We start from the raw sequence: 23,915 nt of genomic DNA on the forward strand, positions 1-23,915 counted from the left end.
AAATAAAATTCTTATAATCTATTGTAAATTTTATAAAATAGTGTTATATTTAATTTAGATAAAAAGTGAAACACATAAAAATAAGTTTGTAAAACCTTTTATATAAAGGATTTATCTGTATTAATTAAAAGTTTAAAACTGTATTAAAAATGTCGGCTTTAATAGAATATCATAATAAAAAACATGAGTCAAAGGAAATGATAAAAGTTATAAAATATAAAATAATTTGATTTGTATGTGAAATTATGAACCAGGGAAAAAGGATGGAAAAATTATGGATGGTAGAATTCATTCTATAGAAAGTATGGGGCTTGTTGATGGGCCTGGAATAAGAACAGTAGTATTTTTGAAAGGTTGTGCATTAAGGTGTGCCTACTGCCATAATCCAGATACATGGACCATGGAAGGGGCAACTATAATGTCGCCTGAAGATGTCTATAAAAAGGTATCGAGATTTAAGCCGTATTTTGAAAGCAGCGGCGGTGGTATAACTTTTTCTGGAGGGGATCCTCTTCTTCAACCAGAGTTTTTAATAAAAACTTTGAAGCTGTGTAAAGAAGGCGGAATACATACTACAATAGATACATCAGGATATGGTATTGGAAGGTATGAAGAAATCTTAAAGTATACGGATTTAGTTATGCTTGATATAAAACATGTTAATAAAGAAGGTTATATAAATTTAACAGGCCAAAATGGAGATGAAACATATAAGTTTTTAGAAGCATGCCAAAGATGTGGTACAAAGCTGTGGATAAGGCACGTAGTAGTACCTGGAATTACAGACAGTATAGAGCATCTAGACGCTTTGGTAGATATAATAAAAGGTATAAAAAATGTTGAAAAGGTTGAGCTTCTTCCATATCATACTTTAGCTATGGATAAATATAAAAATTTAGGTATGAAGTATAGCCTTGAAGGAATTGAAGCTATGGATAAGGATAAATGTAGAGAATTAGAGAAATATGTCCTAAATAAACTTTGTTAGTAATGATATAAAATAAATGAACATGGATTAAAAGATAGAATGCTGGGTTATTAAACTCAGCATTTTATCTTTTTGTAAACATTTCATAACGATTTCGTTTTTTTTATGTGGTATAAAGTATATAATAAACATGTTTTATGGAGGGACTAAGATGTTAAAGAGATTTATTTCAATTTGTGCATTAGTTCTTAGCCTCACTATACTATTTGTAGGTTGTGGAAAGGCAGTGAAGGAGGACAAGCAATACGATAGTAATTATAATTTAAATGAAACAGGAAGCGACGATAATAGCAAACCGAATGATAGCGATAATAATGAAGTTAAGAAGGAAAATGATAACAATTCATCAGTGAATATTGCAGAGCAGGACAAAAAAAATAATGAATTTTTAAAGGAAAAATTAGATAATACCGAGAGAAGTTGGTGGTATACACCGAAAAAAAATGGGGAAATTCCATTAGGGCCAAAAGAAGGTATGGAATATAATAAGTTATACAATGGATATTACTTAGGAGATACCTCGGAAAAAAATATATATCTTACTTTTGATGAAGGATACGAGAATGGTTATACACCTAGAATATTAGATGTACTAAAAAAGGAAAATGTAAAAGCTGCATTCTTTGTTACATCTCCTTATATAAAAGAACATCCAGAGCTTGTTAGAAGAATGTTAGATGAGGGGCATGTAGTCGGGAATCATTCTGCAACACATCCCTCTATGGCTCAAAAAGCTACCCAAGGAAGAGAAGTTTTTAATAAAGAAATTCTTGATGTAGAAAAGGAGTTTAAGAAGGCAACAGGTCGAGATATAGATAAATTTTTTAGGCCTCCTATGGGGATATTCAGCGAAACATCTATGAGTTATACTAATTTATTAGGGTACAAGTCTATATACTGGAGTTTTGCATATGGAGACTATGACGAAAATAAACAGCCAGATCCTATAGAAGCTAAGAATTTAATAATTGAAAGAACTCATGATGGGGGAATATATCTGCTTCATGCTATGTCAAAAACTAACACAGACATATTAGAGGAGCTTATAAAATATTGGAAATCACAAGGTTTTAAATTTAAAAGTTTATATGAATTATAAAAAGGGGCTTTGCATAACTTTTTAGTTTGCAAAGCCCTTATACTATTTCATCATTTGAGTAAAGTAATGTGGAGGTATAAAACCTTTTTTTATACCTTCTATTACGGTTAAGTAAGTTGCAGTAGTATCAAAACGAGCGTCATGATAATTTCCGCTTCCTTTGAAAAGTTCGTTACTCTTTAAGGCTATAGTTTCTTCCTTTATATTAAGGAAAGCTATTACTTCTTGAAGTTTTGGATTCTTTATATCTCTTCTAGAATTTAAAAATCTGCATATAGGTTTGTAGTAGTTCATAGTGCAGAAGGACTTTTTTGGATAAAAGCTTTCGCCAAGACTATCTAGTTCATGGGTTAAAAATTTTATGTCAAAGGCTACATTATGCCCTATAATAACATCTGCATTTTTAAAATCATTTATAAATTGATGACATAAATCTTCAAAGTATAATCCTTCGCTTAATTCATAAAGCTTTTCTAAAGAAAAACCATGGACTTCTTCAGCGCCAGGAGACATATCTTCTACAGTAAAGAAAAAGTTTTTTCCTTCTGTTTTAGCTGGCTTAAACGAAGTATCAACAGTTATATAACTTATTTGACATATACTGCCTCGTTCTGGTTTTATATCTGTAGTTTCTGTATCAAAAAAAAGTAAAATCATTATATTCTCCTTAGATTATCAAGTATTTAAAAATAGTATATACTAAATTATTATATATTAAATTTGAAATAAATAAAGGATATTTAGTATATTATAAGTTACGTATAGATATTTCACCACATAAAATATTTTTAGTAGATCCATCTGAAAGCTCAACTATAAGCTCACCATTATCATTAATATCTTTAGCTTTAGCAGTAAAAGACTCTCTAGTACTTATACAGTTTAATGTTTTGTTTAAGACTAAAGAATTTTCACGGCATATTTGTAATGATTCTTTTAAAGAACCTGAATTTACAAAGTCTATATAAAGTCTTTCAAATATATTAAGTATTTCTGATAAAAGAACCTTTCTGTCAATGATCTCATTAGTTTCTATTAATAAAGATGTAGCAATCTCTCTTAAATCTTCAGGAATTTCGCTTTTCAATGTATTCACATTTATACCGATACCCATTACAGCATAGTTTATTTGGTTTAGCTCACCGCTTATTTCAGTAAGGATACCACTAACTTTTCTATTGTTTATAAATATATCGTTCGGCCACTTTATTGCAGAGCCAATATTAAGAGAAGATAAAGCCTTCCAGACAGCTGCTCCTCCTACTAATGTAAGTTTGGATATATCGAGAGGGCTTAAATTAGGCCTTAAAATTATTGAAAAATAAAGACCTTTTCCTTTTGGAGAAAACCAAGAACGACCGAGTCTTCCTCGTCCATTTGACTGCTCCTCACATATAACAACAGTGCCATTTGGAGATCCTTTCTTTGCAAGGTCTTTAGCTTTAGTGTTAGTTGAATCTATTGAATTAAAATGTATGTAATTTCTGCCTATAAATGAAGTTGAAAGAAATTTTTCTACCTCGTTAAAGGTTAGAATATCAGGACACTTAGTAAGCCTATATCCCAATTTGGTAGAAGAGTCAAATTCATAACCTTCCTTTTTTAATGAAGAAATATATTTCCATATAGAAGTCCGGCTCACACCTAAAATTCTGCTTAGGTCTTCTCCGGAAGTATAACTATCTATATTATTTTTTAATATTTTAAGCACTTCATTTTTCAAAGTATATCCTCCTTTATAAGAACTAAATATAGATTAAATAGAGAGTCTTTATAAAAATTATACTACGTAACTTTAATTACTTCTACTAATAAGTATATTATGCATATTATATAAGGTAGAGATATATAATTTACCCCAAAAAAAATTTCAAGGGAAGGCTTATTTAATGAGAAGGAGGATGTGACTTGAAAAAGACGTATGTTTTAGATACCAATGTATTATTATATTCACCAGGAACTATTATGTCCTTTGAGGATAATGATGTTGTAATTCCTGAAGTGGTATTAGAAGAACTAGATAAATTTAAAAAAGATAAAAGTGATTTGGGGGCAAATGCTAGACACTCAGCGAGGATTATAGATGAATTTAGAAAGAGAGGAAAGCTAAATCAAGGAGTTGCTTTGCCAAGCGGAGGTATGTTAAGGGTTGAGATGAATAACTATGATGTTAAAATACCATCATCATGGGATATAAACAAACCTGATAATAGAATAATTCAAGTATGTAAAGGACTTGAGAGAAGAGGCGAAGATGTATATCTTATCACAAAGGATGTTATTGAAAGAATAAAAGCAGATGTGATGAATATAAACGTAGAGGATTTTTACGAAGTAGAAGTTCCAGAGAGTGATGAACAGTATACTGGAAGGATAGAAGTATTTACTTCACCTAATAATATAGATGAATTTTATAAAAATAAAATTTTAGATAAAGATGAAGTAATATCTTACAACAAAGAAAAGGATAAATATGAAATACCAGAGTTGGAAATAAATCAATTTTTAATAATAAAAGCTACAGATAATCTAAAAAAGACAGCCATTGGAAGATATGATGGGAGAAAAATTGTACCTATATATTTTAAGGATATGACTTTGTTTGGAGTATCAGCACGAAATGTTGGGCAAAAGTTTATGACAGAGTGTCTTTGTACAAGTGCAGTTAAAGCACCACTAGTTATAATAAAAGGCCCTGCAGGCACCGCAAAAACATTGTTTTCTTTAGCGGCAGGATTAAATAGAATTTTAGAGGTAAGTAGAAAAGAATACAGGAGGATTTTAGTATGTAGGCCTACTGTGACTATGGATGAAGAAATAGGATTTTTACCTGGAACTGAGCAGGAAAAAATTTCTCCATTTATGAGACCAATATATGATAATCTTCAAATTTTGGTTGATTCTGATGATAATGAGAGATATAAAAATGAGGCTGAACTAGAAGATAAAGTGAAAGAAATATTTGATAGGAATATAATAACAACTGAGGCTGTGGCTTATTTGAGGGGAAGGTCTATTGCAAAAACATACATTATAATTGATGAAGCCCAAAATTTAAGTCCTAAACAGATTAAGGCAATAATTACAAGAGTTGGGGAGGGATCTAAGCTTATTCTTATAGGAGACCCTGAACAGATAGACCAGCCATTTTTAGATTCTAGATCTAATGGCTTATGTTATGCTTCAGAAAAAATGAAAGGAAGTCCTTTGTGCTATCAAGTAACACTAAATTACGATGAGTGTGAAAGGTCACCGTTAGCCTATGAAGGAGCCATAAGACTATAAAATAAATATCATTTAAGATAATATTTATAAAAATTTAATCCTATTACAATTGAAATTGTCGCTTTAATTATATTATAATTAAACTTGTTGTGTAAATTCACTTTATAATAAGATGTAATAAAATTTTAATCAATTTAATTAAAATTTATTATAGAATAAACGTTGACTAATAGTTAATTATTAGGAAGGAACGAATTAGATGAAAAAATATGAAAATATTAAAAGGCCTAGTCCTAACAAAACTAGGAGAAAAAAGAAGAGAAAAAAGAAGAAAAAAACAAATTTTAAGCTGATTTTTGGATTTATAGCTTTTGAAATTGTTTTCAGCCTCCTTACTGGTCCATTCATGTTATATTACGGTCCTTTTAAGAATGTAAAAACAACCGTTGTTGGATCTGCAATGACAACTATGAATCATCAGTATATAGCTACATTATTTTTATCAGACGAAAAGATAAAAGAAATCCTTAATGGTCAAGAAATAGAGGAAGTTAATTACAACTCTACAGTATCTGAAGTTAAACTTCCAACTGTTAAAGATGAAACTATAGAGAGATATGATATAAGTACAGGAAAATTTACAGGTTATATGCTTGTTGTAAAAGATCCTACAAGAATGAAGGTTGGATATACTGCGAAACTTGGAAAAGAAGGACAGCTTACATCTGAAATAGCTAGAGCAAATAAAGCTGTAGCTGCTATAAATGGAGGTGGATTTCCAGATGAGTCTCAAAACTATACTGGTACTGGAGCTGTTCCTACAGGAGTTATAATATCAAATGGTGAGGTTGTTTATAAAGATCCTGACAGTGATGGTGTAGAATATGATGTGATGGCATTTACTGGCAAAGGTGAGATGATAGTTGGAAAGCATACTCTAGCGGAGTTAAAAAAATTGAATGTAAAGGAAGCACTTACTTTTGGACCAACCCTTGTATCTGGAGGTAAAGGTACTATAAAATCTGGTGATGGCGGATGGGGTATAGCACCTAGGACTGCAATTGGTCAGAGAGCAGATGGTGCTATACTTTTAGTTGTAATAGATGGAAGAAGAGTCACAAGTCTTGGAGCAACTTTAAAAGACGTTCAAAATATAATGTTAGAAAATGGTGCTGTAAATGCAATCAACTTAGATGGAGGTTCATCTTCAACGATGTTTTATAATGATGAGGTTATAAACAATCCTCCAAACAGTTTAGGAGAAAGAGCTGTACCGTCTATAGTATACGTAAAATAGGACTAAGGGAGAGAAGAACCATGAGAAAAAATGTTAAGAGAATTATTATATGGATATTAATATCTTTGGTTGCTCAAGTATCAGTGCTATTTTATGCTGAAAATTTCATTTTTACTGATGCAGCAAGTAAAGCAAAATTTAAAAAGGTAGAAGAAAAGAAAGAAAAGATTGCAGATATAGCGATAAATATTCCTGAAGATGCAAAATATGTGAGTATGAGCTACAATGGAAAATATTTATCATACCTTCAAGACAATGTTATGACTATAATAACCACTATGGATGGTACGAAGAAGACATTAGAGTGTGAAGGAAAAGAGCCCTATTACAAATGGCTGAATGATAGAAATAGAATGATAATAGGAGAACAAAAGGGCGGCGGAAACATAGCCTTATCTTATTATGATGTAAGCAGAGATGAAAAAGAAAAGTATAATGAAATCTCTACAGGAGATTCTAAGGCTAAACTTACTGATATAGAAGCATCAACTCTTACTCAAGTTACTTACGCAAAGATTACATTTAGTCAAACAAGAAGCAGCATATATAGAATAGGAATAAATAATGATTTGACAAGAATGAGACTTAAAACTTCAAGAATAGGTGATTATATAACTTTAAATAGAGAGGATATACTTCTATATCAAGATAGTATTAATGGAACTTTATATTTAAATGAAGGAAAGACTTTAAGTGTGAAAGGTCAATCAGGAAAATCAACTATTTTAGGAATAGACAGCGAAGATAATATATACATAGGCTACGGTAATGATGAAAAGGTAAAGACTGTATATTGTGGTAATATAAAGGAAAATACGGCTTCTTGGAAAAAATATGATTTAGAAGAATTGACATCACCTAAGTATATCAATATATCTAAAGACGGTGATGTATTTGTAAATGACAATTTAAAGGGAAAAATCATTAATTTAAAAAATAATAATGCAGTAACTTATGAAGGAACCTTCTTAGATTTCTATAAAAATGCAGCAGCAACTATAAATGAAGGAAAGCTAAAACATGTAGAACTGAAATAGTATATAAGGATTAAGACCTTTTGGTTTTAATCCTTTTTCATTACAAAAATTAATGATATAATTATAAAATAGTATTAAAGGAGGAGAAAATAAAATGTTCGGGAATTTTAGTTTAATAGATACAATATGTATGATTCCAGGAATGCTGATAGGTTTTACATTTCATGAATATGCTCACGCAAAAGTTGCTGATATGCTAGGGGATAAAACACCTAGATTTCAGGGAAGACTTACTTTAAATCCAGTTGTCCATATAGACTTAATAGGATTTGTTTTGATGATATTCGCTAAGATCGGATGGGCAAAACCAGTTGAGACTAATCCAAGGGCATTTAAGAATTATTATAAAGATGATTTGAAAGTAACATTAGCAGGACCCTTGGCAAATTTGGCAGTAGCTGTGATTTTTTCGTTGATTTTAGGTGTGTTCTACAGATTTGGCGGAGAAATTGAGTCAGCATCATTGTATACAATAGTCAATACTATGTTTTATTATACAATATATTTAAATGTAATGATGTTTATTTTTAATCTGCTTCCATTACCAAGCTTTGACGGAGGAAGTGTTATAAGGGACTTGTTCCCTAACTTCTATTACAAATATTATAATAGATATTATGAATATAGATATATCATTGTAGCGATAATACTTTTAACTCCGATAATAGGGATAATAAGAATACCAATAGAGAGATTAACAAATATACTTTTGATGTTAGCATTAAAAATAGGAATGTTTTAGAAATATGCATATATAGGAGGACAAAATGAGATTAAGAAAGAAATGGTGGGCAAGACCGATGCTAGAAGAAAGCCCCTTGGTTATAATTAACCCAAAAGAAAAGAAGGGAAAATGGAGTGAAGAATTCAAAAATTCTAATCCGATATACTTGGAATTAGGATGTGGAAGAGGAAGATTTATATCAACTCATGGAGAAAATAATCCTAACATAAATTATATAGCAATAGATATAAAAGATGAGGTTCTTATATATACACTAAAAAATGTACAGGAGAAAGAAATAGAAAATGTAAGAATTATACCTTTAGAAATAGCATTTATAGAGGATGTATTTGATAAAGACGAAATAGGAAGGATATATATAAATTTTTGCAATCCATGGCCTAAAAAGAGTCATAATAAAAGAAGGCTTACACATACAACTTTTCTGGAAAGATATAAAAAATTTATAAAAGCAGATACGGAAGTTTGGTTTAAAACTGACGATAAAGAACTATTTGAAGCATCTTTAGAATATTTTCCACAAAGTGGCTTTGAAATTTTATTTTCAACTTATGACTTACATAATTCGGATTTTAAAGAAAATGTTATGACGGAATATGAAGAGAAGTTTACTAAATTGGGAATGAAGACCATGTGTCTTATAGCAAAATTAAAATAATAAAAATAAGACTTGGAGGATAAAATCCCCCCAAGTCCTATTTATTAACTTTCAAATTTTATTTCTAAATCTTTTTTTAAAATTTCTGCAAATTTATCTTTATTAAGCATAGCTTTTTCTATTTCTAAAGAAGGATCTTTTAGTCCGGATAAGAATATAGTGACTTTTTTATCATCTATAGAACAGCGGTTTATTTTCACAATGCCCATCATGTTTTGATCTAATGCTTCAGATATTCTCAAAAGAAGCGAAAGTTTATCTATAACCTCTATATCCATTCTATTTATTATACTTGTAAATGCCATAGTATTCATTTGAGCGCTTATGCTTCTATGACAATAAGCTATAGATGCAGCCATTATAAGCTCCTTGTGGCTAAGTCCATTTATAGGTGAATTCAATATTATATAAAAAGAATGCTTATGATGGTCATAGTATCTGATACTTATGCCGGAATCATGTAATAAGCAAGCTACCTTTAATATCTTATCATAAGAATCATCTAATTCAAGCATAGGAGTTAACTCTTCAAATAATGTACGTGTTGAGTTATAAACATTATAAGCGTGATTCCTGTCTAAATTATGGTCACATATTATTGCCTCTAAAGAGAAATCTAATATATCCTTATGAGGACCTATATTATCATTTATATATTTGCATAGAATACCTTCGCGTAAACCTCTACCGCTGACAGTAATATCCTTAATATTAGCCACAGAAACAAGAGTATTAAGGATAGCAGTTGAAGCAACTATTATATCAGCTCTATCTTTTGAAATACCATCTACTTTTAAACGTTGTTTTAAATTTTTGCTTTTAAGAATATTAAACATTTGGGTAAGATCCATATCAGAAAAACTATAACCACTTGATACATCCAAAGGGTATCTTTTCCTTTTCCTATCCATACGTCCAAGATTTCGAGCAGCGCCTCCAATGGCGATTAAGGAATCTATATTTTCTTCTTGAAGCCAAGGAATCTTCTTAAACTCTTCTAATAAAAAGGCATTTAACTCGTCTTCTTTTGTAGGGATTATTATATCATTCAATCCGTATCTATGTGTTAAATTTATTGAACCAAAAGGTAAGCATGTGCATTTATATATCTGATTATCTTTTAGTAAGGATAATTCAGTGCTAGAACCGCCTATATCTATTACAAGAGATCTTTTAGTGTAGAAACTACTTAAGACAGCAACTCCATCTAAATAGGCTTCTTCTTCCCCTTTTAAAAGGCGAATATCAAGGTTTACAGCTTTCTTTATTCTGCCTAGCACATCTTCTTTGTTAGAAGCTTTTCTAATAGCTTCTGTGGCAACTATTATTATATCTACAGTCTCCATATAGATACATAAATTTTTAAAATTTTTAAGAGTATCTATGGTTGCATTTATCTTGTTTTCAGATATGAAACCATCAACCTCTACATCCATTCCAAGCCTTAAAGATTCTTTTACATCGTTTATTACTTTATAACCACCGTTCTTTTGAATTTCAGCAATTATTAATCTAACTGAATTAGAACCAATGTCTATTATACCTAAATGCATATTACAGATATCTCCTTATAAATAAAATTACAACATAACACTATCTTATTTTATAAGGAAGGATTTTGCAATATCTTAAGAGAAAATATAGGAATAATTTAAGCTTATATTGTTAAGTGAAAGATTCTATGATATAATTTTTAAAAATAATTCTGTAAATTTTAATTTTTATGATATTATAGTCTCTTAAATTTATTTAAGAGACATTTTTTGTATAATAAAGATTGTGAAATTGGAGGGTAGAATGAATTATAAAATTATATTGGCTGCATCTATAGATGAATTAATAAATTTAGGACAAGATTATATCAAAGAATTAATAGAAATACCAAGAGATAAGGCCTTTGGTGATTATTCATTTCCATGCTATAAAGTGATAAATAAAATTGGAAAGTCTCCAGTTTTAATTGCCAAGGAAATAAAGTCTGGATTTAGAAATAAATTTTTTGAAAAAATAGAGATCTCTGGAGGGTATTTAAATTTTTATATAAATAAAAATATATTGATGAATGCTATTATAGATAATATTTTATCAGAAGGAGAGTTATATGGAACATCTAATGAGGGAATAGGGAAGAAAGTATATATTAATCAGTTTTTATCTAAAGCAACAAAAGAATCTAAGGAAAATTATTTTTTTTCGGAAATAATCAAAAATTCTTTATGCAATATATTTAAATCACAAGGGTATGAAGTTAATAGCGAAAATTTTTTAGAGAACTGTAAATCCAGTGCAAGCTGCCGTTATAATGAGAACTGTGATAACAGTATGGAATCTTTAGATAAGGCAAAAAACAATTTACTCAATAAAAGAACAGAGCATATAGCTGAGGAGATCATTAAGAGAAAAGATGTAAAGAATATAAACTGCACAAAAGTTATTGATCTTAGAGACTATAATATGTCTCCATTTATAATTAAAAATATTTCTGATGAATTATCTTTAGAAGCCATAATGCTATCAAAACTCCTTTATGAAAAAGAAATTCTTAATTTTGATAAGTGTGTAATCATTGGAAGAAAAGATGACAATATCTATTTTAAGAAGTTGTGCAAGGCTTTAAATATTATAAAAATGGAATTGGGCAAGGCTTCTTTAGAGTATGCAAGTTTAGGAATTGTAAAATTTGAAAATGGAATAGATTACAAATTATTAAAAGGAAGGATTATATTTTCTTGTATGAAAGATTCTAGAGAAAAAAACAAGGTGATTTTGTGGAACAATATCATGAATTTTAATTATGAAAGTCATCTTTGTGTAGAAGAGGTTTATATAAAAGGAATTAAAGTTTTGAGAGAATCAAAACAAATAAATTTCAGTACTCAGATTCCAAATTCTATAGATATGTACTCACGTGAATTGATTGAAATTTTAGGTGAATTTAATAAAGAAATTTTATATGCTTTAGACACTCTAGAACCATATATAATAGTAAGATATGTTATAGATTTTGTAAAGGCATTTAATAAGTTTTATAGTTTTAATGTATCCTTAGAAGGAGAGGAAGTATTATGTGAACCTCATGTAATAAAAGTTATTAAAGCTAGTACAATAGTGCTGGAAAATGCAATGAAGCTCATAGGAGTACAAACTATTGAAGAAATATGATATAGTTATAGGTAGATTATGTGCGGAGAAGGATTATGATAGATAGAAATTATATAAATCAATTAGAAATAGACAATAGAATAATAGAAAAATACTCATTAAATAAAATTCTTTATTTTGATATAGAGGTAACTTCTTTAAATAGTAAAATAGGCTATATATGGTCTATTGCCTTAGGATATATCGAGGGAAATGAATTTTTCATCCAACAGTTTTTATGTGAAGATTTGAATGAGGAGAAAGAGCTTATTGAAAAAGCAGCATCATTTCTAAAAAAATATGAGGCTTGGGCAACTTTTAATGGTAAGTCTCTAGATGAACCTTATATTTTTGAAAAATGTAGTAAATATGGTATAGAAATTGAGCCGAAGGAAATCACTTATGATCTTTATAGGATGCTTACACCATATTCGAAATCTATAGGACTAGAAGAGTGCAGTCTTAAAGCTTTTGAAAAATACATTGGAATAGAAAGAAAAGATCATATAAATGGAGAGGCAAGTAAAGATCAGTACAATATTTATTTAAAAAATAAAGATGAGAATATTTTAGAAAGTATATTGCTTCATAATTGCGAAGATGTTTTAAGTTTGCCATATCTTTTTAAAATAAAAGACCATATAGAAAAAAATCATATATCTAGGAGTGACCTTTTAAGCCAAGGTCAAAAATTTAAAATTACTAACTTAATGAAAAAGAATGGATTGAATTTTAAACTGGATTATTCTAATATATCAAAAAGATGCGCAAAACGAATAATATATTCTTTAAATAAAAATAATTTAAGTAAAGAAGAAATAACAACAATAATAAAAGAAAGCTATTAAAAAACATGTGCAAAACAAAATTTGCTTTGCACATGTTTTTTTTATTTTTTCTCTATTGTATTTAAAACAGCCTTATGACAGTTAGCACAATCTTTGGATGAACAGCAGTTACAACTGCCATTTTTTTTAGACTTTAAGTTCTTATATAATATGAATATAGATAATAGTAGCAGTAAACCAGCTATAATAAATTCCATTATATCAACACCTCCTGCACCTATAATATGTTTATTAAAAATCCACCTACGTTATATACTAAGAATGATACAATCCATGCTAATACAAGTTGATAAAATATTGAAAAATACATCATTTTTTTCCCAAATTCTTTTTTCATTGTAGCGATTACTGCTATACAAGGAGTATAAATTAATACAAATACCATAAAAGCATAAGCTGACAACTGATTAAAGAATAAAGGAAGAACTTCATGACTTCCAACAAAAACAACTTCCATAGTTGAAACTACAGATTCTTTTGCTACTAAACCAGTAAGGATAGCCACAGATGATTGCCAGTTGCCGAAACCTAATGGTTTAAATATCGGTGCTATAATTCCTCCAAGAGAAGCTAAAAATCCACTAGATACATCTTCTACATAACCATTAAAACTCATGTGTGACAATACCCATATGATTATGGACATAGCAAAAATTATAGTTCCAGCTTTCTTTAAGAATCCTTTTCCTTTGTCCCATGTTAATGTTGTTATGCTTTTAATATCAGGAAGCTTGTACTCAGGAAGTTCAACTATGAATGGTTCCTCATCTTTTTTAAATATTGTATTTCTAAATAAAAGTCCTATTCCTATTGCTAGTAATACACCTAAAAGATATAGGGATATTACAACTAAGTCACTTTTATTTGGAAAGAAAGCAGTTGCAAACAATATATATACAGGAAGTCTTGCGTTACATGACATAAGAGGAGCTAAAAGAGCTGCCATCTTTCTATCTTTTTCACTTTCCAAAGTTCTAGCTGACATTATAGCAGGAACGGAACATCCGAATCCAACTATAAAAGGGATAAAGGCTTTTCCAGAGAGACCTATTTTCCTCATTATTTTATCCATAAGAAAAGCTATTCTCGCCATGTATCCACTATCTTCTAAGAAAGAAATACAGAAGAAAAGAGTAAAGATTATAGGAACGAACACTATAACTCCACCAACTCCTCCAATTATTCCATCTACGACCAAGGATGAAAACCAAGGGCTTGAATTAGATAAAAGACCTTCTACAAATGGGGAAAGAGTCTCTCCTACGAATCCATCTAAAGCATCAGAAAGTGGTTGGCCAATCCATGAAAAAGTAAGTTTAAACATTAAAAACATAAGTCCTAGAAATATAGGATAAGCTAACCACTTATTTAAAAAATATTTATCAATCTTATCTGATGAAGATTTACTTATTTTTTTATTGTCTTTTAATGTGCTATTAAGAATTATATTGTCTATAAATCTATAAGCCGTTTCCTCGTCTTGGAAATTATAGTCATTATCAATTGAAGGGGATAGGAAGTTCTTTTTTTCTAAAAAACCCTTAACTTCATCAATACCTGATTTTTTGCTTGCAACAATAGATATTACATCTACATTAAGATTTTTACCTAAAGAGTTTGTATCTATTTTCAAACCTTTCTTTTCTGCCACATCCATCATATTAAGCACTAATACCATAGGAACATTAAATTGTTTTAGCTGAGTAGTTAAATATAAATTTCTGCTCAAATTGGAAGCATCTACTATATTAACTATCAAATCAACTTGTCCAGATTCCAAAAATTCTTTAGATACTTTTTCCTCATTAGAGAAAGTATCCATAGCATATATACCAGGAAGGTCTACTATTTTTATTTCATCATTTAAATAACCTTCTTTTTTTTCAACAGTTACACCTGCCCAGTTTCCAACATACTGCTTAGAACCTGTAAGTGCATTGAATAAAGTAGTTTTTCCAACGTTAGGATTACCTAGCAAAGCAATTGTAAGCATATATATCCTCCTTAACATTAGATACCAAGATGTTTTTTGCATCCTTCTTTCTAAGTGCTATATCAAAACCTCTTATAGAAATCAGTATGGGGTCTCCTAAAGGGGCTTTTCCCTTAAACGTAATTTCTGTTCCTTTTATACAACCTAAAGCTAATAATCTCTTGTTTAGCTTTGAGGATCCAACTATATCTTCTACAAAAACTTTATCTCCATATTTTAAATCATTAATGCACATCATTACCACCTCGTACTGAAAATCATTATCATTTATAATATTATAATATCACTTGTATAGTTATTTGTCAATAATGTGAAATATAATGACAATAAAATTTTTGTATAGGATGAGTGTGTCATAGATAAAGACAATTCACAATTTTGTTATGGAAAACAACACCACATTATGCTATAATTGTGTCGTAAATAATGAGTTATATTGTAGTTGAAATATAGCGGAATTGATTTTGTGAGAAAGAGTGATGACAGTGATAATTAGAGATAACACTATTGAAGTAGGAGAGTTTAGCGAAGAAGATATACTGTCAGTAGAAGATGATATATATGTATATAAGAAAGCGCTATATTTTGATTTAGAACATTATGTATATAAGCATCCTATATGCATAGGAGTTTTTGGATGTGCATATTATGATGAAGAGGAAAATTCTTTAAAGGTTATTCAATATATGCTTGAAAGTAAAAGGGAAATAAAGGATATTTTAATAATGGCAGTTAAGTATTTTACTTATGCAAAAGAGGTATTAAATAAAGAATATATCGTTACATTTTCTGGGAATAATGATTTTTTTGTTATCAATTATTTGCTAGAAAAGTATCATTTAAAATTTGATTTTAAAAGTTCTTTTAAAGATCTGGATCTTCAGAAGGCATTTGAAAAAAAGACAAAGGAAAACATAGGTCTTAAGGCTCTTGAAAAGAAAATTGGAATAGAGCGCGAAGGTGAGCTGATAAGCGGATCTACTTTGGCTAAAACTTTTGCAAAAGTTGTTAAAGATAAAGACTACATAAATAGAATGCCAGAAGAAAAAATAGAAAAGATACTTCTATATAATGAACAGGATGTAGTTAATTTATTCCATATACTTACAAAGTGGAATACAATGGATCATGAAGAAAAAGAAGATGAAAAATCATAAGCTAAGGGAGAATTTAAAAGTGTTAAATTCTCCCTTAGCTTAATTTTTTATTCTTTGGTTATATTTTTACCATCGCTTTTGAGTACTATTGTACCGAGTTCATCAGTTCTGTAGAAACTTATCTTTCTATCCTTCATAGCTTTTATGATTTCCTTATGAGGGTGACCATAGTCATTATTTTTACCAAGGGAAGCCACTGCTATTTTAGGGTTTACTTTGTCTAGAAATTCTTTAGATGATGATGTTGAGCTTCCGTGATGTCCAAGTTTTAGGACATCTGCTTTGATATCATACTTTTTCTGAAGAATTTCTTTCTCAGATAATTTTTCTGCATCACCAGTAAATAAGAAGGAAGTATCCTTATAAGTTACTTTAATTACTGCGGAATAATTGTTTACATTTTCATAATCACTACTGTTTGGGGCTATCATCTCTACAGATATGTCAGAATCCATGTCTAGGGAAACCCCTGCTTTTGCAACATTTATCTTATGATTTTTCTTTTTTAAATCTTCAACCATGGTTTGGAATATTTTGGTTGAAGCCTGCTTTTTAGGTGCATAAAATTCCCCGATTTCGAAGTTTTTTATAATTTCAGGCATACCGCCAATATGATCTTCATGAGGGTGTGTCGCAACAACATAGTCTAATTTAGTTAGATTAATACCTTTAAGATATTTTAAAAGGTCATTGCTGCTGCTTCTAGGACCAGCATCGATTAATAAATTCTTGTCTTTAAACTGAACAAGTATAGAGTCTCCTTGTCCAACATCAATGAAATGAACCTTTAATTCGTTACCAGTAGATATTGGTGCCTTTTTAGAACTGCTTTCACTACTGCATGCCGCAAAAGATAGTGAAAGTATCACTACAAGTACAAGTATAATTTTTTTTAGTATCTTATTTTGCAATTTACTACTCCTTTCATAGTTGGTTCAAAATAATTATAACAAAAATGAGTTTGTTGTAAAAGCGAACAGAATTTAAAAGTAAGCTATAAAAATTATTGCCATTTGTGATATAATTAAAATTAATTTAAGATAAGCACAAGGGAAGGGATTATATGAGGACTATAATTGGAGGACTAATTTTTGGTATTTATATGCTTTTATTTTATTTAAATACTATAGGATATAACAGGGTTAAAGCTAAGGGAACCCAAGAAGACGTAGATAAATTTATGTTTAAAATAGGAAAACGTTGGGCTAGAAATACCTTGAAGATTACAGGAACTACTGTAGAAATTCATGGAGAAGAAAACGTAGTTGATGGGCCATGTCTTTTTGTTTCAAATCATCAAAGTTATATGGATATACCTATAATAGTTTCAATAGCTAAAAGCCATTTGGGATTTGTCGCAAAAAAGGAATTAGCTGAAGTACCTCTATTCGGAATTTGGATTAAAAGAACTAGAAGTTTGTTTTTGGATAGAGAGAATACGAGAGAAGCCATAAAGGTAATTCTTGAAGGAGTAAATTATCTAAAAGAGGGTCATTCTTTATGCATATTTCCGGAGGGAACGAGAAGTAAAAGTAATAATGTAGGATCATTTAAAAAGGGAAGCTTAAAGCTTGCGTTAAAATCTGGAGTTCCAATAGTACCAGTTACAATTGATGGAGCATATAAAATTTTAGAAGAAAATAATAGGTTAAGAAAAGCTCATGTTATAGTTACAGTAGATAAACCTATTTATACAGAAGGAATGACAAAAGAAGAGCAAAATGACCTTATAGATGAAATAAAAAGCAAGATAGTTAAAAATCTAGAACAAAATAATAAATAGCATACAAGATTGAAAGCCTGACAAAATTAAATTTTATGTCAGGCTTTTATCCTAAGTATTACTCTGCATCATGATAATTATTCTGCATCACGGTATTTATCTTTGGCAAAGAAGGATATTGAATACAATCCAGCTAGCCCTACTAGAGCATAAATTACTCTTGAAACAGCGCTCATAGTTCCAAATAAAGTGTCTACAAGATTGAATTGGAAAAATCCAACTAAACCCCAGTTTACTGCACCTATTATAACTAATAAAAGTGCTATGATATCAAAAGTTTTCATTAAAATACATCTCCTTTATATTTAAGTTTATGGTTAGTATTTTCATTAAAGAGAATTTTATGTATAAAAAGCTAAATTATATTTTAAAAGCAATAATTTTATTTGCGGGAGAAATATTATATAATAAAGTAGGGGGGGAAACTATGAAAAAAATTTTATTAATAATTTTGTGTATTTTTGCGGTTACTATTTTAGGATGTAACCTTAAAAAAGAATCTAATGTGAGTCAGGAGGAATCTAAAGTGAACAAAGAAGAAATTCCTGTGGTAAAACAAGAAACAGAGGAAAAGAAAGAAGTTAAGAAAAGTAGCTTTAACATTATAAAACCTGAACTTTATACAGAGAATATAAAGTCTATGATAGACAATATGAAGGAGAAAAGGGGATTTACAGAATACGCCAATGATGGTGAGCATTATATAATAATTTTTTCAGGTCAGAAAAATACTGGAGGATTTAGTATTGAGGTGTTAGAAGCTTATGATAAAGGAGAAAGTGCATATATAGTCATAAAAGAAAGTGGACCTGGTCCGAATGATCAGGTAACTCAGGCGTTAACTTATCCAACTATCGTTGTAAAGGTTACAAAGGCTTTTAAAAATATCGATGTATCTACAGATGATGGAGAAAAATTCCAACAGCTTGAAACAGGTGAGAAATATTAGTAATATAAAAAAGAGACCATTCAAGTGGTCTCTTTTTTATAGAAATATACTTACAATTGAACGTTTCTGTCAACCGGTTGTGATAGTGATATAAAAGTGTTGGTCCTTTGAATACCAACGATGTTGTTTATTCTATTCATAAGTAAATCTTGAAGATCTGTTATGTTTCTGCATATAACTTTAGCAAAAATGGAATAATCTCCTGTTGTATAATGAAGTTCTACAACTTCTTTGATTTTTTCCATTTCAGTTATGACATTTGAGAATGAAGAAGATTTGTCAACATATATACCAACAAAACAGCATACATCATAACCTAATTTAGGCATATCTAAAAGTATTTTGGTACCTTTGATAATGCCTAAATCCTCCATTTTTTTCATTCTTACATGTATAGTTCCACCACTAACATGACATATTCTAGCTATTTCTAAATAAGGTGTTCTAGAATCCTTGATTAATATGTCAAGAATTTGTAAATCCAAATCATCTAATTGTGAAGTTGAAATAAAAGACACAAAATCACCCCATAAAATTATTTATATTGTTGTTATTACTCATTTTTTATTATATCAGAAAACAGAGTAACTTATCAAAAAAAAAAAATATTTTTGATAAATTTAAGTTAAATGAATTATTTTTTACTTATTTTAGGTGATGGAATATTAAAATATTAAAACAATGGCTTTGAAATATTTACTACAGCACTCTTTTGCTATACAATATATATTAGCATCTATAAGGAGGAATTGAAATATGTGGAAACAGATTGGTATATTATTGTTATTTTCAATACTTATAATAATGGTATATAACATCTTAAAGATTTTTGTATTAGAAAAAGTAAAGATCTCTAGATGGATAGTTTTAGCTATATCTATCATAGGACTAATATTTCCAGCTATACCTTCAATAGGCTTTACAGGAAATATAGCTATTTTTACTAAATCTGCTGTTTTTGTTGTATTTTTCATGTGGTTCTTTGACATAACTAGAGGAGACATAGGGGATTACAAACAGAAAAAAGAATCAGCAAAGAATAAGGTAGTAGTAAAACCAAAGGCTAAGCCAAATAGAGTTAAAAATCAACACGACGAAAAGAAATAGAAAAATCAGCTTATTTAGCTGATTTTTCTATTTTTAAAAATATAGGAGACGAAAATGCTATTTTATCATTAGCTTGATATATTTTTATAACGTACCATTTTTCTTCACAAGAAGCTGTGAGACTAAGAAGATAAGAGATATTTTTCTCAGGAGGGAAATCCTGAGTGCGTATTACTTTTCCACCAGAAGTGATTACTTCTATTTTATCTATGAGATTTTCTGAATCATGAGCCCATATGTTAAAATTTAATTTTTTTCCTTCTTTAATTTTTATAGTACTTCCCATAAAAGTTTTATTTATAGAAAATAATAATTTTAATGTTCTTGACTCCGTTGAGTAGGTCCTTCGATATTTTAACGCATCTAAAAGAGCAGGAATTGATTTTTCTTTGCACAAGACAGCAGTCAAATTATCACTTACACCTACATCTTTTTTATGATTATCTTGACCGTTTATTGCCCCAACTTTCCAGCCTAAATCAAGCATTGAGTAATATCTTCTTTCAAAACGGCAGTAATTGTTTTTTAAACAACCATTTCCAACTTCTATTAAACATATAGACTCTTTCAAAAACTTGTGTGAAGGGATGTTTTCAACAGAAGAATGGGGATGATTTATTGCAACTATTGATGGGTTTGCCCATAACCACAACATGAAGGCATTTATATTTTTTATAGGACTGCTAAAAAAATTAGAAGAACCTATTATATTAAAATGACCATATAAATGACTTTTAGCCTCAAAAGCTGTAAGAGAAAGAAAATCTTTATATTTCTTATTAAAACTTGTGCAGGCCTTTTGACATGCTGCCCACCTCATTATTTTAGAGGATTTATTCTTTATTTCCTTTATTAAAAAAGTATTATGATCGGATAATATAACAAAGTCCAATCCTCTATTTCTTGCAGAAGACAATATTCTTCCCGGAATCTCTTCCCCAGTAGAAAGAGAGGAATGGCAGTGAGGAACTCCATATAAGGTTTTATATTTTGGAAAACTGGACATGAAAAGGCTCCTTATAAAATGTTATATTATATATTATTTCATAATTATAAAATTGTTAAAGAAATCATGAGTCTTAGCGTTCTTTATTTTAAATCTTCTCTATGGTATTATTATGTTATTAGTATAGGTGAAAAATACCAAGGAAGGCAGGACGGGATACATGATAAAACTTTTATATATAGGATTTTTCATAGGATTTATAGTAGCTTGGATTATGTTTAATAAGCAGACAAGGAATATTCATAAAAGATCAGATAATGAGGCTAAAATTAGGACTAAGCTTACAAAGTTTATCATTGTTGATTTGGTACTAGCCTTTTTAATTATGATTACAATAAGCTTTATAATCCCATATGGCATATGGGTTGTTGGGAAAAAGGACTTTAGAGAGGTAGAAATGATAGTTCAAGAGAATACCTTGGTTCCTTTTGAAGATGGGACTTATGTTAAGGATGAGAACAATGATAACGGAGAAGTATATGTAGTAAATGAGAAAGGTGAAGGAAAATCAAAAGGTTACGAAAGATATTACAGCAAAGAAAAAAATGTGCAATTCATAAAAAATAAAAAAAGTGCGAAGTACGAAGAAGTATATATATATAAAATAAAATGTCTTAAAAATAGCAATCCTATAAATAGAATGGTAAATGATATGTTTGCTAATGTATATATGGAAAATAGAGATGGCGAATTTGTAGAAAAGATTATTAAGATATATACGCCATAATAAAAAGGTGGGGTTTAATGCGTAAAGAATACGTGAGTTATAATGGCAATATACCTGTAAAGGTGGAACTGCTAAATATAAAGGAGCATCCTATTCATTGGCATGATGCAATAGAGCTTTTAATGGTTCTTAAAGGATCAATAGAAGTTACTATAGAAAGTGATAATTATGTTGTAGAGGAAAATGAAATAGAGATAATAAATATGGAAGAATGTCATAGAATTCATAGTGATGAAGATAATATGGTTCTTATGATACACATGGATCCTAATTTTTTTCAAAAGTATTATGATGATATAAAAAATATGTTTTTCTACACTGACACCACAGAAGAAAATATACAGCAAGGTGATGAAAAATACGAGATTCTAAGAAAATATATATCTATGATAGTATGTGAAGTGGTACAAAAAGGCGATGATTACGATGAGTATATAGAAGAAACCATGGTAGAGCTTTTGTACCATTTGCTGAATAATTTTCATTATCTTATTTATGAGAAGGAAGAGCTTAAGGATAATGAGGAACAACTTGAGAGATATCATAGAATAGCTAAATATATATATAATAATTACAATAATAAAATAAGCCTTCAGGACATAGCTGAGAAGGAGTTTTTAAGTGCTCATTATCTTTCTCATGAGATAAAAAGCACTATGGGATTAAGTTTTAAGGATTTCGTAAACCTAACTAGAGTTCAGGAATCTATAAAACTTTTACTAGATACAGATATGACAATTTCAGATATATCTTTAGAGGTTGGGTTTTCTCATATAAGGTATTATAATAAACATTTTAAAAAGCATTACAATATGACTCCAATGCAGTACAGAAAGATGTATAAAGTTGATGATTCAAAATTGGAAGAGATAAAAGATGTTGAAAGTTATGATTTAGATATAGCACTTGATTACTTAACTACATTTTTAGAGGATTATGATAGATTTAATTATGATGATAAGATAATAAAGATTTCTATAAATGCTAGTGATGTGCTAGAAAATTTTGATCATCCTTATAAAAACAGTATATGGCTACCTAAAGCTGAAAATTTAATGGACTATTATAATAGGAATATAATAAAAAACATTCAAAAAGACATAACTTTTGATTATGGAAGATTATCTGGTTTATTTGTAAGAGAATTTAAAAATGTCAAGATGGCTAAAGATGTAATAGATTTTATACTGTCTCTTGATTTAAGACCAGATATAATAATAGATAACGTAGATAAAGATACTTTAAGAATATTAGATGAGTTTTTGGCTTATTTTTCTGATGAGTATGGAAATTATGAGATTGGAAAGTGGAGATATACAATAGATAAAAGGATAGAGGTTGATAGCAAACAAAAACTAAAAGAACTTTTAATAGATGAATGGGGACTTCCAGCAGAGGAAGAGGAAATTCTTGAAATTCAACAGAATGAAATATATGATACTTCATATATGTTGCCATACACTATACATCATGGATTAAGAGATGGTAAGAAGATATCATTCTTAAAGATCATAGATGATATAGCACTGAGCTTAGACAAAAATAATGAGGTTTTTTTTGGTGATTCCGGAATAATAAATTGGGAAGGAATAAGAAAGCCTTCATATTATGCATATCAATTTTTGAGCAGATTGGGTGATAAAGTAGTAGCTCAAGGTGAAGGATATATAGTTACATCCAAAGGGGATGATATTCAAATTCTCTTATATACTTATAATGAAGAGATGGAAAACTTAATAAAGCTTTCAGAAATAAATAAGTTAAGAGGAAAGAAAAATATAGCCCAACGAAATATATCATTAAATATAACTAATTTATTTAAAGAATATAAGGTAACAAAGTATGAAATATATGAAAGAATAAACTCTTGTTATAACAAATATTTATCATTAGGCTCCCCAAGAAGACTAAGTGATGAAGAGATAGATTTGATAAAAATTGCATGTAATCCCAAAATAGATATGGAGTACAGAAAAAAGAACACTGTGCACCATTTAGGAATAAAAATTCAGGGTTATGGAGCTGTATTAATTACATTTAATGCAGTAAAATAGAAAATTTATATTCAAAAAAGTACAAAAACACCTTATTCAAGGTGTTTTTATGCTTTATGGATAAAAACTTGTTTATTGGAATCCCTTAAAAAAGTACTTGT

The 23,915-nt window shown here is 29.4% G+C and carries 25 protein-coding genes; 15 read left to right on the forward strand and 10 right to left on the reverse strand.

Annotated features, from left to right (window positions below; genetic code table 11):
* The first annotated feature begins 271 nt into the window (after nt 1-271).
* The gene (pflA, locus tag KQH81_RS06370) at nt 272-988 is read left to right on the forward strand and encodes a pyruvate formate-lyase-activating protein (RefSeq protein ID WP_027637895.1); all 717 of its coding nucleotides are present in this window, start codon (nt 272-274) and stop codon (nt 986-988) included.
* A gap of 151 nt (nt 989-1,139) precedes the next feature.
* Nucleotides 1,140-2,087: a delta-lactam-biosynthetic de-N-acetylase gene (pdaA, locus tag KQH81_RS06375; protein WP_027637896.1), complete on the forward strand. Its 948-nt coding sequence runs from the start codon at nt 1,140-1,142 to the stop codon at nt 2,085-2,087.
* Nucleotides 2,088-2,129: 42 nt separating this feature from the next.
* On the opposite strand, the gene KQH81_RS06380 is transcribed toward pdaA, so the two are convergent.
* On the reverse strand, nt 2,130-2,744 hold the full coding sequence (locus tag KQH81_RS06380; protein ID WP_027637897.1) for a 3'-5' exonuclease: 615 nt from the start codon (nt 2,742-2,744) through the stop codon (nt 2,130-2,132).
* A 91-nt stretch (nt 2,745-2,835) separates the two neighbouring features.
* Complete coding sequence (locus KQH81_RS06385; RefSeq protein WP_027637898.1) at nt 2,836-3,810, reverse strand: biotin--[acetyl-CoA-carboxylase] ligase; 975 nt, start codon at nt 3,808-3,810, stop codon at nt 2,836-2,838.
* Nucleotides 3,811-3,995: 185 nt separating this feature from the next.
* Between KQH81_RS06385 and KQH81_RS06390 the strand changes: the two genes are divergently transcribed.
* From KQH81_RS06390 to trmB, 5 genes are all read left to right on the forward strand, one after another.
* A complete protein-coding gene (locus tag KQH81_RS06390; protein ID WP_027637899.1) occupies nt 3,996-5,372 on the forward strand; it encodes a PhoH family protein in 1,377 nt (458 codons plus the stop codon).
* Nucleotides 5,373-5,571: 199 nt separating this feature from the next.
* Nucleotides 5,572-6,609 carry a phosphodiester glycosidase family protein gene (locus KQH81_RS06395; protein WP_074844250.1) on the forward strand — a complete coding sequence of 346 codons (1,038 nt, stop codon included), beginning with the start codon at nt 5,572-5,574 and terminating at the stop codon, nt 6,607-6,609.
* 20 nt (nt 6,610-6,629) lie between these two features.
* Nucleotides 6,630-7,646 (forward strand): hypothetical protein, encoded by a 1,017-nt coding sequence (locus KQH81_RS06400; protein WP_074844244.1) that lies wholly within the window; start codon nt 6,630-6,632, stop codon nt 7,644-7,646.
* A 94-nt stretch (nt 7,647-7,740) separates the two neighbouring features.
* Nucleotides 7,741-8,388: a site-2 protease family protein gene (locus KQH81_RS06405; RefSeq protein WP_230029119.1), complete on the forward strand. Its 648-nt coding sequence runs from the start codon at nt 7,741-7,743 to the stop codon at nt 8,386-8,388.
* Nucleotides 8,389-8,413: 25 nt separating this feature from the next.
* Complete coding sequence (gene trmB / locus KQH81_RS06410) at nt 8,414-9,049, forward strand: tRNA (guanosine(46)-N7)-methyltransferase TrmB (RefSeq protein ID WP_230029120.1); 636 nt, start codon at nt 8,414-8,416, stop codon at nt 9,047-9,049.
* A 44-nt stretch (nt 9,050-9,093) separates the two neighbouring features.
* On the opposite strand, the gene KQH81_RS06415 is transcribed toward trmB, so the two are convergent.
* Complete coding sequence (locus KQH81_RS06415; protein WP_074844237.1) at nt 9,094-10,602, reverse strand: Ppx/GppA phosphatase family protein; 1,509 nt, start codon at nt 10,600-10,602, stop codon at nt 9,094-9,096.
* Between the two features lie 244 nt (nt 10,603-10,846).
* On the opposite strand from KQH81_RS06415, the gene KQH81_RS06420 reads away from it, so the two are divergent.
* Together KQH81_RS06420 and KQH81_RS06425 are read left to right on the forward strand one after the other, a co-directional pair.
* The gene (locus KQH81_RS06420) at nt 10,847-12,211 is read left to right on the forward strand and encodes a DALR anticodon-binding domain-containing protein (protein WP_230029121.1); all 1,365 of its coding nucleotides are present in this window, start codon (nt 10,847-10,849) and stop codon (nt 12,209-12,211) included.
* A 35-nt stretch (nt 12,212-12,246) separates the two neighbouring features.
* Nucleotides 12,247-13,038 (forward strand): ribonuclease H-like domain-containing protein, encoded by a 792-nt coding sequence (locus tag KQH81_RS06425; protein ID WP_051196180.1) that lies wholly within the window; start codon nt 12,247-12,249, stop codon nt 13,036-13,038.
* 41 nt (nt 13,039-13,079) lie between these two features.
* Here the strand turns inward: KQH81_RS06425 and KQH81_RS06430 are convergent, their stop codons facing one another.
* Genes KQH81_RS06430 through KQH81_RS06440 form a run of 3 tightly spaced genes read right to left on the reverse strand, consistent with a single transcriptional unit; the run spans nt 13,080 to nt 15,266 of the window.
* Entirely contained in the window at nt 13,080-13,235 is a 156-nt protein-coding gene (locus KQH81_RS06430) for a FeoB-associated Cys-rich membrane protein (protein WP_081670199.1), read from the reverse strand.
* A 20-nt stretch (nt 13,236-13,255) separates the two neighbouring features.
* Nucleotides 13,256-15,031, reverse strand: a complete 1,776-nt coding sequence (feoB, locus tag KQH81_RS06435) for a ferrous iron transport protein B (protein ID WP_074844228.1) — start codon at nt 15,029-15,031, stop codon at nt 13,256-13,258.
* Nucleotides 15,006-15,266: a FeoA family protein gene (locus KQH81_RS06440; protein WP_027637907.1), complete on the reverse strand. Its 261-nt coding sequence runs from the start codon at nt 15,264-15,266 to the stop codon at nt 15,006-15,008. The genes feoB and KQH81_RS06440 overlap by 26 nt, the downstream gene beginning before the upstream one ends.
* Nucleotides 15,267-15,516: 250 nt before the next feature.
* On the opposite strand from KQH81_RS06440, the gene KQH81_RS06445 reads away from it, so the two are divergent.
* On the forward strand, nt 15,517-16,188 hold the full coding sequence (locus tag KQH81_RS06445; protein ID WP_035770452.1) for a ribonuclease H-like domain-containing protein: 672 nt from the start codon (nt 15,517-15,519) through the stop codon (nt 16,186-16,188).
* Nucleotides 16,189-16,235: 47 nt separating this feature from the next.
* Here KQH81_RS06445 and KQH81_RS06450 read toward each other — a convergent pair whose 3' ends face one another.
* The gene (locus tag KQH81_RS06450) at nt 16,236-17,099 is read right to left on the reverse strand and encodes a ComEC/Rec2 family competence protein (protein WP_027637909.1); all 864 of its coding nucleotides are present in this window, start codon (nt 17,097-17,099) and stop codon (nt 16,236-16,238) included.
* 152 nt (nt 17,100-17,251) lie between these two features.
* Between KQH81_RS06450 and KQH81_RS06455 the strand changes: the two genes are divergently transcribed.
* A complete protein-coding gene (locus KQH81_RS06455) occupies nt 17,252-17,971 on the forward strand; it encodes a lysophospholipid acyltransferase family protein (protein WP_027637910.1) in 720 nt (239 codons plus the stop codon).
* 77 nt (nt 17,972-18,048) lie between these two features.
* Here the strand turns inward: KQH81_RS06455 and KQH81_RS06460 are convergent, their stop codons facing one another.
* A complete protein-coding gene (locus KQH81_RS06460) occupies nt 18,049-18,255 on the reverse strand; it encodes a DUF378 domain-containing protein (RefSeq protein WP_027637911.1) in 207 nt (68 codons plus the stop codon).
* A gap of 143 nt (nt 18,256-18,398) precedes the next feature.
* On the opposite strand from KQH81_RS06460, the gene KQH81_RS06465 reads away from it, so the two are divergent.
* Entirely contained in the window at nt 18,399-18,920 is a 522-nt protein-coding gene (locus KQH81_RS06465; RefSeq protein ID WP_177192643.1) for a protease complex subunit PrcB family protein, read from the forward strand.
* Nucleotides 18,921-18,970: 50 nt separating this feature from the next.
* Here KQH81_RS06465 and KQH81_RS06470 read toward each other — a convergent pair whose 3' ends face one another.
* Complete coding sequence (locus KQH81_RS06470) at nt 18,971-19,438, reverse strand: Lrp/AsnC ligand binding domain-containing protein (protein WP_027637913.1); 468 nt, start codon at nt 19,436-19,438, stop codon at nt 18,971-18,973.
* A gap of 238 nt (nt 19,439-19,676) precedes the next feature.
* On the opposite strand from KQH81_RS06470, the gene KQH81_RS06475 reads away from it, so the two are divergent.
* Nucleotides 19,677-20,027 (forward strand): hypothetical protein, encoded by a 351-nt coding sequence (locus KQH81_RS06475; protein ID WP_230029122.1) that lies wholly within the window; start codon nt 19,677-19,679, stop codon nt 20,025-20,027.
* 10 nt (nt 20,028-20,037) lie between these two features.
* On the opposite strand, the gene KQH81_RS06480 is transcribed toward KQH81_RS06475, so the two are convergent.
* Complete coding sequence (locus KQH81_RS06480; RefSeq protein ID WP_027637915.1) at nt 20,038-21,033, reverse strand: CehA/McbA family metallohydrolase; 996 nt, start codon at nt 21,031-21,033, stop codon at nt 20,038-20,040.
* A gap of 160 nt (nt 21,034-21,193) precedes the next feature.
* Here KQH81_RS06480 and KQH81_RS06485 point away from each other — a divergent pair, with 160 nt between their 5' ends.
* Both KQH81_RS06485 and KQH81_RS06490 read left to right on the forward strand, forming a co-directional pair.
* Nucleotides 21,194-21,760: a hypothetical protein gene (locus KQH81_RS06485; RefSeq protein WP_027637916.1), complete on the forward strand. Its 567-nt coding sequence runs from the start codon at nt 21,194-21,196 to the stop codon at nt 21,758-21,760.
* Between the two features lie 17 nt (nt 21,761-21,777).
* Nucleotides 21,778-23,814 (forward strand): helix-turn-helix domain-containing protein, encoded by a 2,037-nt coding sequence (locus tag KQH81_RS06490; RefSeq protein ID WP_027637917.1) that lies wholly within the window; start codon nt 21,778-21,780, stop codon nt 23,812-23,814.
* The last annotated feature ends 101 nt before the right edge of the window (nt 23,815-23,915 follow it).

Source organism: Clostridium cadaveris (genome assembly GCF_020911725.1).
GTDB lineage: Bacteria > Bacillota > Clostridia > Clostridiales > Clostridiaceae > Clostridium_X > Clostridium_X cadaveris.